The organism is Pseudomonas triclosanedens, from assembly GCF_026686735.1.
Taxonomy (GTDB): domain Bacteria; phylum Pseudomonadota; class Gammaproteobacteria; order Pseudomonadales; family Pseudomonadaceae; genus Pseudomonas; species Pseudomonas triclosanedens.
In genome coordinates, this window is record NZ_CP113432.1 from 1833796 (window position 1) to 1848029 (window position 14234).

Consider the following 14234-nt stretch of genomic DNA (forward strand, 5'->3'; position numbering starts at 1 on the left):
AAGCAGTCGCCTCTGTGCTGGCGCGTGGCTCCCGCTTGTGCTGGCTTCGAGCCATGCGCTTCGCGGGCAGCAATCATGCACTCGCGCAACGTGGCTGCTCAGAACAGCGAATAGGGCTTGCCCGCCGTGCCATCGGCGAACCGCCGCAGGCGAAACGCATGCAGGTCCATGCCCGGCTGGCCATCCAGCAGCCACTGGCTCATCAGCCTGCCGGCGATCGGCCCCATCGCGAAGCCATGCCCGCAGAAGCCGGTGGCGATCAGTAGACCCGGCACTTCCGCTGGCGCGTCGAGCACCGGTATGCCGTCGGGCAGCACGTCGATCAGGCCCGCCCAGCTCTCCACAACTCTTACCCCGCGCAAGGCCGGGAAGGCCTTGGCCAGGTTGCTCTGTGCCGCGAAGACACGGGACGGGTTCGCCGCCACCTGTGGATCGCGCTCACCCAGCACCGCACCGTTGACGCTGCGCTCGGAGCCGGGCAGGCGCTGGCGCAGGTCGTGCAGCAGTGCGCCGTTGAGCTTGAAGGAGAAGCTCGCGCGGTTGGCTGGCAGGTGCGGCAGGTAGTGCTTCGCGCCGCGCAGGTAGTCGAGGCTGAGGTCGATGTCGGCCTGGGTTTCGTCGGCGAGGTTGAGGCTGCCGTCGGTACGCTGGCGGAAGCCGATGCCGTGGCCGATGAAGCTCTGCGCGCCGACATCCGGGCCGGGGCTGGTGCGTGAAACGGTGCAGCGCACGGCCTGCTGCGGCAGCTCCAGGCCCAGGCTCTCGACCAGCCGCCAGCTACTGGCGCCCGCGGCAACCAGCAGGTGTTTGGTCTTCACATAGCCGCGCTCGGTCTGTACACCGCAGATGCTGCCGGCGGCCCGGTCGATGCCGGTGACGCCGCAGCCTTCGATGAACATCGCTCCGCGCTCGCTGGCGCGTAGCGCGTAGCCCGGCGCAACGCGGCGCGGTTCGGCCTGGCCATCGTTGGCGGTGTACAGGCCACCAAGGCCGGGATCGGCCAGTGCAGGCATCAGTCGGGTGACCTCGGCGCGGCCGAGCAGGCGGGTATCAAGGCCGAAGTTGGAGGCGATTTTCAGCCAGTCCTCGTATTTCTGTCGTTGCTCGGGGGTTTCAGCCAGGTACAGGCAGCCGCCCTGGCGCCACTCCAGCGGAAGTTGCAGGTCTTCCTCCAGGCGTTCCCAGAGGGGAATGGCGGCCATCATCAACGGTACTTCCGCCGGATCGCGCGCCTGTTGGCGGACGAAACCCCAGGCGCGGGTCGACTGCTGGCTGGCCAGCCCGGCCTTGTCCAGCACCAGTACGCTCATGCCTTGCCCGGCGAGATACCAGGCGGTGGCGCAGCCCATGATGCCGCTGCCGGCTATGACCACGTCCACCTGTTCCGGCAGACGCTCCACGCGGGAGGCAAGGGCGGGGTGGAGAGGGTAGGTTCCCATCGGCATACGGCGGCATCCCTGTATCGAGTGGTGGATGCCGCAGTATGCGATCGCGATGCACCGCGCCACCACTGCGCGGGCACGCGGGCAGGTGCCTTAGGAGGCGCGCGCCGCGCGGCTGGCGGCCGGCGAGCGGGCCAGGTAATCCAGCGCTTCCTGGGTATTGGCTTCGTGATCCGGGTGGTACCAGGGTTTGAAGTAGCGAATGAAACTGGTGATCACCGAGCTGATCTTCGGCATCACGCCGTTTCGCGAACCGTCACGCCAGATTGCAGCGAACGACCGTGGCCTGGCGATGCTCGGGTCCTGTCTCGACAGCGTGCGGGTGCCGAAGGCGAACAGGTAAATGATCAGCGGCAGGACCACGAACATCCACAGTTGGCGGCTGACGAAGCTGCCACCCAGGTGCACGTGCAGGTCGTGGGCGACGTTGCGGTGCTCCACTTCCTCTGCGCCATGCCAGCGGAACAGATCGAGCAGTACCGGGTCGGCCTTGGCGCGATCCAGTGCATCGGCTTCGAGAATCCACTTGCCGAGCACGCAGGTGAAGTGCTCCACCGCTGCGACGATGGCGCAGCGCTGGCCAATCCACCAGCGCTTTAGCCAGGACGTGCGGTTGAACAGCGTGAAGCCCAGCGGGGTGTCGCTGAGCAATTGTCCGAACAGGTAGTCCATGACCTTCAGGTAGCGCGTCGAATCGATACCGTGGTGGCTCAGGTAGCGCTCAAGTGCGCCGGAGTGGGCACGCGCGTGCATCGCCTCCTGGCGAATGAACCCCTGCACGTCGTCGCGCAGATTGCCTTCCTTCACGAAGGGCAGGGCCTTGTTGTACAGGCGGCAGAACCACAGCTCGCCCGCCGGCAACATCATGTGGATGACGTTGATCGCGTGCGACGCCTCGGGTTCGCCGGGAATCCAGTGCAGCGGCGAGTTGTTGTAGTCGAACTGCACCTTGCGTTGCACCAGCTTGTGATGATGGTCGTTCATGAGGGCTCTCAAACAGTGAGGTTGAGGCGGGCGAACAGGCGCGACAGCCAGGGCATGAAGCGCCATTGCAGGGCGCCCAGGTGCACTTCGCTGCCCACCATCACTACTGGCTGATTACGTTGCACCGCATCGGCGATACGCTCGCCGACGGTGTCGGGGCTGAGCCGGCGCCGGCGATAGAAGCGCTGCACCTTGGCGCGATGTTTGGCCTGCTGTTGGTCATCCAGGCCGGCGAAGCGCGTGGCCTGGACAATGCCGGTATCGACGAAGCCCGGGCAGGCCGCGCTGACGCCGATGCCGCGTCCTGCCAGTTCTGCGCGCAGGCATTCGCTGAGCATCAGCACCGCCGCCTTGCTGGTGGCGTAGGCCGGGTAATTGCGCGAGGGTGCGAAGGCCACGCCGGAGGCGACGTTGACCAGGTGGCCGGGCTTGCCGGCATCCACCATCTGCTGGCCGAACAGGCGGCAGCCATCGATCACGCTCCACAGGTTGATGCGCAGCAGGCGCTCCCATTCTTCCGGGCTGGTCTTGAGCATCGGCCCGGCCATGCCGATGCCCGCATTGCTGACCACCACGTCCGGCACGCCCAGGCTGCTTTTCACCCAGTGGGCGAAGCGTTCCATCGCAGCGCTGTCGCCGACATCCACGCAATAGCTGAAAGCGCTGGCGCCAAGCGCCCGGGCCAGTTCCGCGCTGCGCTCGGCGGCTGCCGGGTCGATGTCGGCGGCCAGAACGCTGGCGCCACGCTCGGCGAAGCTGAGCAGGGCCGAGCGACCGATGCCGCCACCTGCGCCGGTGACTACCACCAGCTTGCCAGCGAACGGGCCGGAACCGGGCTTGAGCGCGGCGCGCTGCAATTCGGGGCCGGCCTCGCCGCCCTCGATGTGCTGGACGAAGTCTCCGATCCAGCGCGCCAACTGGCTCGGTTCCGCCAGCAGTTGCCAGTGCCCGGCGGTAACGTCGCGCCGCCACAGGCGGGGCGCCCACAGCGAGAGTTGCTGGAACAGTTGCTGGCCGACGTAGCGGTCGCGGGTCGGCACGATCAGTTGCACCGGCACTTCGGTGTGGCGTTTGCGTGGCTTGAAGATAGAGGTGATGAAATTGGCCCGGTAGAGCTTCACCCCATGTTCGCCGTCGCTGGCCTGATGGGGATTGATCCGCGGGTTGCACACGCCCTCTACCCTGCGCAGGTACTGAGGCCACAGCCGGGCCGCGCCCAGCCGCCAGGACAGCGCCGGCAGCAGTGGCAGATGGAAGTAGTAGATGTACCAGGAGTGCAGCAGTTGGCTGAACATTTCCAGTAGCGCACGTGGCGTCCTGCGCCGCAGGCGATCACGCATCCAGAAACCGACGTGATCCAGGCAGGGGCCGGAAATGCTGGTATAGGAGGCAATGCGTGTGCGCAGTTGGGGATCGGTGACGCTTTCCCAGGTCTGGATCGAACCCCAGTCATGGGCGACCAGGTGCACCGCGCGCTGCGGGCTGACCGTATCGAGCACCGCCTTCAGGTCGCGGCTGAGCAGTTCCAGACGATAGTCGCGGGTTTTGCGCGGCTTGTCCGATTCGCCGGCGCCGCGCACGTCGTAGGCAACCAGTTGGAACCGCCCGGCAAGGCTGCGGATCAGCGGTAGCCAGGTCTCGTGGTTGTCCGGGTAGCCGTGGACGAACAGCACCATCGGCAGGCTCGGGTCGCCCCAGCGCCACACCGCAAGGCGCACGTCGCCCGATTGCACATCCAGCCGCTCCGGGGCGGGCAGCGCGTTCTCCAGCATGGCGTTCATGCCACCTCCCGCCGCGCCGGAGCGCTGATCAGCCCGCGCGCCAGCCAGCGGCGGACATGGGGCAGGTCGTCGTCGAGCCAGTAGGCGTCGTCCTCTGTGACCACCAGCAGCTCCTCGAATTTCGCTCCCACTCCGCGCAGGCCCAGGTGCGGCTCCACTGCCCAGAGGCCGGGCGTCGGAGCGTGTCGGGAGCGGTCGTTGCTCGACCACAGCGGCGACCAGCCCTCGCGGCGGCCGGTGATCAGGGCGTTCTTCATCAGCGTGGCGATGTTGCGTACGCCAAAGCGCGCCACCGATGGGCCGGAATTGCGCGCGCCGAGCTTCTCCACCCGGTGCGCCAGGACTTCGAACGGATAGGCCTTGTGCCGCGGCAGCGTGCCCTGGCGCTGGCAGAGGCGGTCGACCGACTGGCTGACCTCGGCCAGCGGCAGGCGCTGGCGTACCTGTTCGACGATCAGGTTGCGGTGGGCCAGGAGGTCGTCCATCAGGCGCTCCACCAGCAGGTTGCTGCCCAGCGCACCGGAATAGCCGACATCGGCGGTGTACGCGCCCAGGGTCGGCGCGCAGTCGAGGATGAAGGGCATGCCTTCTTCCAGGCGCTGCTTGCCAGGGTAGAAGGCCAGGTTGAAACCTCCCAAATGGCGCAGGCCGTCGAAGCCCTTGAATGAGGTGCGCGGGCCGAACCAGGCGAAGGGCTGGTGGAACCAGTCGCGTACGCCGTGATCGAGTAGCCAGGTCTTCATCAGTGCAGCGGTTTCGCGCTCACTGATGCCCGGGCGCAATTCGCCGGCAATGGTTTCGCAGCAGCGGTAGGCAAGTTGCTGAATGTCGCGGAAGTGCCGCAGGTCTTCGGGAGTGGGCACCCAGGCGCCTTGGGACATGACTTTCTCCAGGCTGGTTGTTGTTATCGTGACATTGAGCAATGTCACGATCGATGCTGACCCATTGGCGGCCTTCGCGCTATGCCGTGCGCGCCGGGGTTTTGTGTTACCTCGTCGGTAAGCCGCTGTCGGCGCGGCTTGTGCCGGATCGGGTGGAGTCGCGGCGATGCACTTCCCGTCTTTGGTTGGGCGTCCGGGCTGTGCGGCGGATCACCAAGGGATTAGTTCTTTGGATTGTGGCGTGGCGGCGACGCTGGCTATCATCCGGCCCATGAGCACACCCCTGAATCTCCTGCAACGCCTGCTCCAGCGCCCGGAGGATGCATCGTCCGGGATGGAGGACGAGCGCGAATACACGGTGGATGAGCTGGCCCGCGAGGGCGGCACCACGGTGCGCAACCTGCGTGCCTATCAGGATCGCGGCCTGCTGCCGCCTCCGGAGCGTCGTGGCCGGGCCGGGGTGTACTTCGCCAGTCATCTGCGCCGCTTGCGCCTGATCAATCGCCTGCTGGAGCGCGGCTACAACATCGCCAATATCAGGGAACTGCTCGAAAGCTGGGAGCGTGGCCATGATCTGGACCATGTACTGGGGCTCGACGAGGCCATCGTCGGCCCGTGGAACCTGGAGTCGCCCGGCAGCATCGAGTTCAGCGAGCTGCAGGCGCTTTTCGGTGGCGAACTGAACGATTCGGTGATCGACCAGGCTCTGGCGCAAGGGCTGTTGGCTTTCGATGGCGAGCGCATCAGTATCCCCAGTCCGCGTTTGTTCAATGCTGGTGTCGAGCTTTACCGCGCCGGCATCCCGCTGGCGGCTCTGCTCGATCATCTTGCGGTGCTGCGCAGCGATACCGAGCACCTGGCCGCCGGTATCGTGCGCCTGGTGGTGACTCACCTGGTGGACAAGCCCGGCGCTGACCTGTTGCCGGGCGCGGCGGACCTGGAGCGGCTCGCCGAAGTGTTCCAGCGCCTGCGGCCAGTGGCCGAGCAGGTGGTGCTGGTGGAACTGGCACGTGGCCTGAAGCGTTCGGCCAACGAGATGCTCGGCGAGCGTGTCGGCGAAATTCTGCGGCGTCTGGAAACGCCCGAGTAACCTGGGCCGGCGGCTACATCGCGAGCAGGACTGCTCCGGCGCAGAGCAGGCCGGCCGCGCAGATCGGCAGCGTCAGCAGCGCCAGCCGCTTCCCGCCGGCCACCAGGATCAGCCCACCCTTCACCACACTGTTGCTCAGCACCGCCAGGGCGATGCCCTGGGCGGCGACACTGTTCGCCAGGTCACCCTGGGCGCCGCGGGCGAGGGACAGGGTAATGGCGTCCACATCGGCCAGGCCGGAAATCAGTGACACCAGATAGACCCCCACGTCGCCAAGGTAGCGCCTTGACGCTTCGACGAGGAACAGGATCAGCGCCAGCAGAGCGGCGAAGCGCAATGCCGGCATCAACTCGAAGGGGTTGCGCAGCGGGGCTTCGGTACCTGCCACGCTGTTCGACTCGCGGGAGCGGCGCCAGTGATAGAACGCGCCGGCGGCATAGACCAGCGTAGCAACGCTCAGCGGCAGGGCGAGGCGGCCTAGCAGCGCCGGGTTCAGCGCGCCGATTTCCAGCATCACCCGGGGAAACATCAGCGCCGAGGTGGCCAGCAAGCCGCTCGCCAGCAGTGGTTCGAGCGCGCGGCGTTCGTGCAGGCGCGCCAGGGTAAGGGTCATGGCGGTGGAGGAGATGATGCCGCCCAGCAATGCGGTGATCAGCAGACCCTTGCGCGCGCCGACCAGTCGGATGGCTAGGTAGGCGGCGAAGCCCAATCCAGCGATCAACACCACCATCCACCAGGTGGCGTAGGGGTTGAATACCTCCCAGGGGCCGTAGCCCTGGTTGGGCAGTACCGGCAGTAGCACCACCGAGATGAACAGCAGCTTGAAGGCACCGGACAATTCTTCGAAGGTCAGCCGTTTGAGCGCGGTGTGCAGGGTCTCCTTGAGGCTCAGCAGCAGCGCCACCACGACCGCGCAGCCGGCGGCCAGCAGGCGCTGGTCGGTGACCGCCAGGCTGCCGAGGACGAAGGTGGCTATCAGGGCGATTTCGCTGGTCATGCCCTGGTCGCCGCTGCGGCGCAGGTCGCCCAGATAGCCGGCCAGGGCGAGCAGGGCGATGGCACCGAGCACCGCAACCCATACCGCCACGCCCAGATGCCCACCAAGTAGGGCGGCAAGCCCGCCGAGCAGGCCGGCGAGGGCGAAAGTGCGCAGGCCGGCGATCTGCCGCAGATCGTCACTGTCGCGTTGGCGCCAGCCCCGTTCGGTGCCGATGAGCAGGCCGATGGCGAGTGCGGTGGTCAGATCCAGGACGGTTTCCAGCATGGGTTGTGGATTCTTCTGTAGGAAAGGGGCGTCCAGGCAGTCTAGGTCAGGCTCCCGCGGGCTGGTTGCCGCAGGTCAAACCGGCCAGCTTGCCGCGCAGCCAGCGCCGCGCGGGGTCATCCTGGCTGGTCTCGGACCAGATCTGTACGAATTCTATCCGCGCCAGTTGCAGCGGCGGTTCGAAGCGAGCCAGGCCCTGGCTGGCGAGGTCCTCCGGGAGCATGCGTTCGGCGATGGTCAGCAGCAGGTCGGTGCCAGCCAGTAGCGCCGGGGCGACGCTGAAATGCGGCACGGTGACGATGACCTTGCGTTGCTGGCCTAGGCGCTCCAGGTGGCTGTCGATCTCTTCCGCCGGGCTCTGCTGCAAGGCTACCCGCAGGTGCGGCGCGGCAAGGTATTCGTCCAGCGTCAGGCGCGTACGCTCGCCAAGGGTTTCTGCGGCGCACAGGCAGGTGAAGCGCTCCTCGAACAGACGCTGCGCACGCAGCCCCTCTGGCAGCAGCGGGAACACGCCCAGCGCGCCGTCCAGTTCGCCACTGGCAACCTGCGTGGCCATGTCCAGCCGCGAGGCCTGGCAGACCTCCAGGCGAATCCCCGGCGCCTCCTGGCGCAGCACGCGCAACAGGCCGGGAAGCGCGACCCAGGCGCCGTAGTCGGACATGCCCAGGCGCAGGTTCAACTCGGCGCTGGCCGGGTCGAAGGCATCGCCCAGTACCAGCCGACGCACGCCGCCGAGGAGGTCGCGCAGCGGCCCGGTCAATTCGAAGGCGCGGCGGGTGAGCTGCATCTGGTTGCCGGATCGCACCAGCAGGGGATCACCGAGCAGATCGCGCAGACGGTTCAGGGCATGGCTGACTGCTGGCTGGGTCATCGCCAGGCGTTCGGCGGCTCGGGTGACGTGGCGCTCGTCCAGCAGCGCGTCGAGGATCACCAGCAGGTTTAGGTCAATGCGGCGCAAGTCATGAATGGAGTGCATTACATATGTACCGATCTTTAATTTCCATGCGCCAGATGGATAGCAGAAGCTCAATGCAGTCGACAAGAAACGGAGGATCATCGATGTCGAAACTGCTTCTGCTGTTGCCTGCCATCGGCGTAGGTGCGCTGGTTGCCCTGCAGGCCGGCAGCAACTCGCTGCTCGGCCGCCAACTGGGACACCCGCTGAGTGCCAGCCTGGCATCGTTGGGCGTTAGCCTGGCGGTAGTGATCGTCGCGCTGCTGGCATTGCGTGTGCCGATGCCGGTCGCTACCGGCATCGTCGGCACGCCCTGGTGGGGCTGGCTTGGCGGTGTGTTCGGCGCAGCCTACCTGACGGTGGCGGTGATGCTGGCGCCGCAGTTGGGTGCGGCGACTTTCCTGGCGTGCGTGGTAGCCGGGCAGATGCTGATGTCGGCGCTGTGCGACCAGTTCGGCTGGGCAGGATTCCCGGTGCGGCGTTTATCCGCCGAAGGGGTGCTGGCGATTGCGCTGATCATCGCCGGGGTAGTGCTATTGCAATGGCGCGGCCGGGTGGCGTGAGCCCCCCGGCCTGGCGTGTATGCCAGGCCGGGCGGGGTTCAGCGCAGGCTGAGGTGGCGGCTGAGCAGTGCCCTCAGCGCCGCCGGCTTCACCGGCTTGGGCAGGAAGTCCAGGCCGGCTGCGTGTATCTGCGCCACCAGTTCCGGGCGCGCGTCGGCGCTGATCACCACGCCGGGTACCGGTTCGCCCAGACGGGTACGCAGCCAGGCCATCAGGTCGGTGCCCAGTTCGCCGTCGTCGAGGTGGTAGTCGATCAACGCCAGTTGCGGGCGCGCATCGCCGTCGAGCAGCGCCTGGCACTCCTCGCGGCTGCGTGCGGTGAGCACCCGGCAGCCCCAACGGGTGAGCAGGCTGTTCATGCCGACGAGGATGCTGTCCTCGTTGTCCACGCACAGTACTTGCGCACCGTTGAGCTGCTCCGGGGCTTCCACCTTGTGCCCGTTTAGCGCCACCGGAGCCGGCTGGCGGGCCAGCGGCACACTGACGCTGAAGACGCTGCCCTTGCCGGGCCAGGAGCGTACTTCCAGGCGGTGGCCCAGTACCTTGCATAGCCGGTCGGCAATCGCCAGGCCGAGACCCAGGCCCTTTTCGGCACGGGTCTGGTGGCTGTCCAGACGTTTGAATTCCTCGAAGATCACCTGAAGCTTGTCCTGCGGGATGCCGGGGCCGTGGTCCCAGACTTCCAGGCGCAGGTGCCCCGGTTCGCGGCGCACGCCAAGCAGCACGTGGCCCTTGGCGTAGCGGAAGGCATTGGTGAGGAAGTTCTGCAGCACCCGGCGCAGCAGTTTGATGTCACTTTCCACGCGCAGCTTGCTGCTGCGCACGTGGAAGTCGATGCCGTGTTCCTGGGCCAGTACGCGGAACTCCACTCCGAGGGTGTCGTAGAGGTTGTCCAGCGGGAAGGCCGCGTGATCGGCGCTGACCCGGCCGCCTTCCAGGCGCGAGATGTCCAGCAGGTCGGTGATCAGGTCTTCCGCCGAACGCAGTGAGGAATCGAGGTGGCGCACCAGCTCGGAGGCTTCGTCGGGCAATTTTTCCTGATGAGCGAGGGCGGCGGAGAACAGCCGGGCGGCGTTCAAGGGCTGCATGAGGTCGTGGCTTACCGCGGCGAGGAAACGTGATTTCGACTGGTTGGCGGCCTCGGCGTTACCCTTGGCCTCGGTGAGCGCCTGGTTCAATTGCGAGAGCTCGAAGGTGCGCTCCTGAACGCGCTGCTCCAGCCCTTCGTTGGCGTCCTTGAGCCCCTGCTCGGCATCGCGGTAAGCGGTGATGTCGGTGAAGCTCATTACGAATCCGCCGCCGGGCATCGGATTGCCGATGAGTTCGATCACCCGGCCGTTGGGGAACAGCCGCTCGGAGGTATGCGGTGTTCCCTGGCGCATCCAGTACAGGCGCTTGGCCACGTGCAGGTCCGGATCGCCGGGCCCGCACAGGCCTCGCTCGGCGTTGTAGCGAATGATGTCGGCGATGGGCCGGCCAACGTAGATCAGCCCGTCCGGGTACTCGAACAGCTCGATGTAGCGGTGGTTCCAGGCGACCAGGCGCAGCGACTGGTCGACCACGCTGATGCCCTGGGTGATGTTCTCGATGGCGCCTTGCAGCAGGGCGCGGTTGAACTGCAGCACTTCGGAGGCTTCGTCGGCGATCTTCACCACGTCCTCCACCTGCATCTCGCGGCCTTCGATGGCAGCCTTCACCACGGCGCGCGCGGAAGAGGCGCCGAGTACGCCGGCGAGCAGACGTTCGGTGTGGGCGATCCACTCGTCGTTGGCGTTCTGGCTGGGAGTGAAGCCCTTGCCCTGGCGGTAGGCGAAGCGGATGAAGCTCTGCCGGGCGCGTTCTTCGCCGACGAAGCGGGCGGCGAGCATCAGCAGGTCTTCCAGTTGTACCGCGAGCATCGAGCGCGCGCTGAGCTTCTGGGAGATTTCCTGGCCGATGAAGCGGCTGGCCTGCCAGTGCTCGGAGACGCGGGTTCGGGAAAATACGGAGACGAGGCCGAACAGAGCGAAGTTACCGATCAGCGACAGCAATACGCCCAGAGTCAGCGGCTCGATGGATAGACCGAACGGACGACCGGCGAGCCAGGCGAGGCCGGGGAAGGTTTCCAGCGACCAGCCCAGCCCCTTGGCGACGACCGGCAGCACCAGCGTATAGGCCCACAGCAGCGAGCCGGCGGCGAGCCCTGCGAATACGCCGCGGCGGTTGGCCTGCTTCCAGTACAGGGCGCCGATCATCGCCGGGCCGAGCTGGGCGATGGCGGCGAAGGCGATCTGGCCGATGGTAGCCAGGCTCGCGGTGGAGCCCAGCAGGCGGTAGCTGACGTAGGCCAGCAGGAGTATCAGCGCGATGCTCACCCGGCGCACGGTGAGCAGCCAGTGGCGGAACACTTCGAACGGTTGCTCGGCCTCACCTTTGCGGCGCAGCAGCCAGGGCAGCAGCATGTCGTTGGAGACCATCGTGGACAGCGCCACGCTGGCAACGATGACCATGCCGGTAGCGGCGGAGGCGCCGCCGATGAAGGCCAGCAGGGCCAGCGCCGGATGGGATTCGGCCAGCGGCAGGCTGATTACGAAGGAGTCGGGGATGACTCCGGCCGGCAACTGCATCTGCCCGGCCAGCGCGATCGGTACCACGAACAGGGCGGCCAGCACCAGGTACGCGGGGAATACCCAGCGGGCGAGGTTGAGGTCGCGCGGCTCGATGTTCTCCACCACCAGCACGTGGAACTGGCGTGGCAGGCACATGATGGCGGTCATCGCCACGCCGGTCTGCAGCAGCATCGCCGGCCAGTGCACGGTTTCTTCCCAGTACTCGGCGAGTTGCGGCGCGACGCGGGCCTTGTCCAGCAGGTCGCCGAAACCGTCATAGAGACCGTAGGTGACGAAGATGCCGACGGCGATGAAGGCGGTGAGCTTGACCAGCGACTCGAAGGCAATTGCCAGAACCATGCCGCGGTGGTGCTCGGTGACGTCCAGGCTGCGGGTGCCGAAGACGATGGTGAACAGGGCGAGCACCAGCGAGACGATCAGCGCGGTGTCCTGGGCGCGGATGCCGCCTGCGTCGGCGCCGGCACCGATCAGCAGGTTCACTCCGAGCACGATGCCCTTGAGCTGCAGGGCGATGTAGGGCAGCACGCAGACAATGCAGATCAGCGCTACCACCACTGCCAGAGCCTGCGACTTGCCATAGCGTGCGGCGATGAAGTCGGCGATGGAGGTGATGTTCTCCTGCTTGCTGATCATGATCATCTTCTGCAGGACCCAGGGTGCGAAGAGCATCAGCAGCACGGGGCCGACGTAGATCGGCAGGAATGACCAGAGTTGGCCGGCGGCCTGGCCTACGGCACCGAAGAATGTCCAACTGGTGCAGTAGACCGCCAGGGAGAGGCTGTAGACCCAGGCGCGAACACGCGGTGAAAGAGGGGCACGGCGGCGGTCACCATAGAAGGCGATGGCGAACAGGACCGCCATGTAGAGAAGGGCGACCGTAGCGATCAGCCCGCTGGACAACGACATGCTAACTCCGGAAATGACTCGCTCCCCCGCAGGAGCGCTGTGGCATAGAGGAAGTTTCGCACCAAAGTTCAGAAGTGTCAGACGCTTGCTACCAATGTCTCAGTGGTACTGTGTCGCGCTTCTTGCTTGAGGTGCGCATGCCGGGCTGGTAGCGTGCCCGCCTTTTCGGAGCCGCCCGTCTGTCGCGACCCTTTCCGGGAGCGGCACTTCGGGCAGCCGCTACGCTCTGAAAGGAGCGTGTTTCTCGCGTCGACGCACTTCAGGAGGGCGCCATGTTCAGACCGTTACCCATCACCTTGCAGCGCGGGGCCTTGCGCCTGGAGCCAATGGTGGAGGCCGACGTGCCGGAACTGGTGACGCTGGCGGAAGCGAACCGCGAGGTGCTGCAGTTCATGAGCGCGCCACAGCGCCCGGACTGGTATCGCCAGGGCCTTGCGGAGCAGCGTGATGGCCGCGCGCTACCGTTGGTCGTACGGCTGGGCAACCGGATCGTCGGTACCACGCGCTTCATGGACTTCCTCCCGGCGCTGCCGGCCTGCGAGATCGGCGCCACCTGGCTGGACCAGGAGCAGCATGGCCGCGGCCTGAATGCCACCATGAAGTACCTGATGCTGCGTCATGCCTTCGATAGCTGGAAGATGGTCCGCGTACAGTTCAAGACCGCCGCCAGCAATCAGCGCGGCCAGCGCTCTATCGAGAAGCTCGGCGCAGTGCGCGAAGGCGTGCTGCGCAATCATCGCCGGCTGGCTGGCGGGCGCCTCGACGACACCATCCTCTACAGCATCACCGATCATGAGTGGCCACAGGTGAAGGCCGCGCTCGAGGCTGGTTTCTCCGGCTGAGGGCACTGATGTAAGGTGATTGACCGCCCTGCGGCGGGCAGTCGGTGGAACGAGAGATGGCACAAGGCAACGCGAGCGGTGAGAAGACACGGTTCTGGCGGGCCCAGGAGCTGGGTGGCGTCGAGCTGCTGCATGCACGCTACATCGAGCAGGTGTTCTCGCCCCACGTCCATGAAGGCTTCGCCTTCGTCATGATCGAGCAGGGTGCGCAGCGCTTCCACCATCGCGGCGCCGAGCACTTCGCGCCGTCGGGTAGCGTGGTGCTGATCAACCCCGACGAGGTTCACACCGGCTCCAAGGCCGACGACGCCGGCTGGCGTTACCGAGGTTTCTACCCGGAGCTGGCGCAGGTCTCCGGCGTGCTGGAGGAGCTGGAGCTGGGCAGAGGCGGCACGCCGTCGTTCGACGCCAGTGTGGTGTTCAATCCGGAGCTGGTGCAGGCGCTGTTCGCGGCTCACCGCCTGGTGGACTCCGACGCCAGCGTGCTACAGCGCCAGACTTGCTGGCGCGAGGCGCTCCTGCTGCTGTTCCAGCGTCACGCGCGGATTCCCGAAGCGCCACCGGCTGGCAACGAACCGGTGGCCGTGGCGCGCGCCCGCGAACTGCTAGGCTCGCGGCTGATGGAGCCGCCATCGCTGGAGGAACTGGCCGCTGCCGTCGGCCTGTCGCCGTTCCACTTCGCCCGCGTGTTCCGCAAGGCCACCGGCCTGCCGCCCCACGCCTGGCTCAAGCAGCGCCGACTGGAACAGGCGAGGGCGCTGCTCAAGCAGGGCTGCATGCCGGTAAACGTGGCGACGCAGTTGGGCTTCGCCGACCAGAGCCACCTCAGCCGGCAGTTCAAGCAGGCTTATGGCGTCGGTCCTGGCGAGTACCGCCAGGCGTGCGCTCGGTCGTTCCGCTCGGTCTGATTGTTCGCC

General features: G+C 66.5%; 11 protein-coding genes. 4 read left to right on the forward strand and 7 right to left on the reverse strand.

Going from position 1 to position 14234, the window contains the following annotated elements:
* Positions 1-98: 98 nt before the first annotated feature.
* From OU419_RS08755 to OU419_RS08770, 4 genes are all read right to left on the reverse strand, one after another.
* The gene (locus OU419_RS08755; protein WP_254476680.1) at positions 99-1445 is read right to left on the reverse strand and encodes an NAD(P)/FAD-dependent oxidoreductase; all 1347 of its coding nucleotides are present in this window, start codon (positions 1443-1445) and stop codon (positions 99-101) included.
* Positions 1446-1535: 90 nt separating this feature from the next.
* A complete protein-coding gene (locus OU419_RS08760; protein WP_254476681.1) occupies positions 1536-2426 on the reverse strand; it encodes a metal-dependent hydrolase in 891 nt (296 codons plus the stop codon).
* Positions 2427-2434: 8 nt separating this feature from the next.
* Positions 2435-4207, reverse strand: a complete 1773-nt coding sequence (locus tag OU419_RS08765) for an SDR family oxidoreductase (protein ID WP_254476682.1) — start codon at positions 4205-4207, stop codon at positions 2435-2437.
* Positions 4204-5088, reverse strand: coding sequence for a M24 family metallopeptidase (locus OU419_RS08770; protein ID WP_254476683.1), 885 nt, complete (start codon positions 5086-5088; stop codon positions 4204-4206). Before OU419_RS08770 ends, OU419_RS08765 begins: the two co-directional genes overlap by 4 nt.
* Before the next feature lie 391 nt (positions 5089-5479).
* Between OU419_RS08770 and OU419_RS08775 the strand changes: the two genes are divergently transcribed.
* On the forward strand, positions 5480-6178 hold the full coding sequence (locus OU419_RS08775; RefSeq protein ID WP_254476743.1) for a MerR family transcriptional regulator: 699 nt from the start codon (positions 5480-5482) through the stop codon (positions 6176-6178).
* A gap of 13 nt (positions 6179-6191) precedes the next feature.
* Here OU419_RS08775 and OU419_RS08780 read toward each other — a convergent pair whose 3' ends face one another.
* Both OU419_RS08780 and OU419_RS08785 read right to left on the reverse strand, forming a co-directional pair.
* On the reverse strand, positions 6192-7442 hold the full coding sequence (locus OU419_RS08780) for an MgtC/SapB family protein (protein WP_254476684.1): 1251 nt from the start codon (positions 7440-7442) through the stop codon (positions 6192-6194).
* 46 nt (positions 7443-7488) lie between these two features.
* Complete coding sequence (locus OU419_RS08785) at positions 7489-8418, reverse strand: LysR family transcriptional regulator (protein WP_254476685.1); 930 nt, start codon at positions 8416-8418, stop codon at positions 7489-7491.
* 83 nt (positions 8419-8501) lie between these two features.
* Here OU419_RS08785 and OU419_RS08790 point away from each other — a divergent pair, with 83 nt between their 5' ends.
* Entirely contained in the window at positions 8502-8960 is a 459-nt protein-coding gene (locus OU419_RS08790; RefSeq protein WP_254476686.1) for a DMT family transporter, read from the forward strand.
* A gap of 38 nt (positions 8961-8998) precedes the next feature.
* Here OU419_RS08790 and OU419_RS08795 read toward each other — a convergent pair whose 3' ends face one another.
* On the reverse strand, positions 8999-12475 hold the full coding sequence (locus tag OU419_RS08795; protein WP_254476687.1) for a PAS domain-containing hybrid sensor histidine kinase/response regulator: 3477 nt from the start codon (positions 12473-12475) through the stop codon (positions 8999-9001).
* Positions 12476-12747: 272 nt separating this feature from the next.
* On the opposite strand from OU419_RS08795, the gene OU419_RS08800 reads away from it, so the two are divergent.
* Together OU419_RS08800 and OU419_RS08805 are read left to right on the forward strand one after the other, a co-directional pair.
* Positions 12748-13317 (forward strand): GNAT family N-acetyltransferase, encoded by a 570-nt coding sequence (locus tag OU419_RS08800; protein ID WP_254476688.1) that lies wholly within the window; start codon positions 12748-12750, stop codon positions 13315-13317.
* 56 nt (positions 13318-13373) lie between these two features.
* Entirely contained in the window at positions 13374-14225 is an 852-nt protein-coding gene (locus OU419_RS08805) for an AraC family transcriptional regulator (RefSeq protein ID WP_254476689.1), read from the forward strand.
* The last annotated feature ends 9 nt before the right edge of the window (positions 14226-14234 follow it).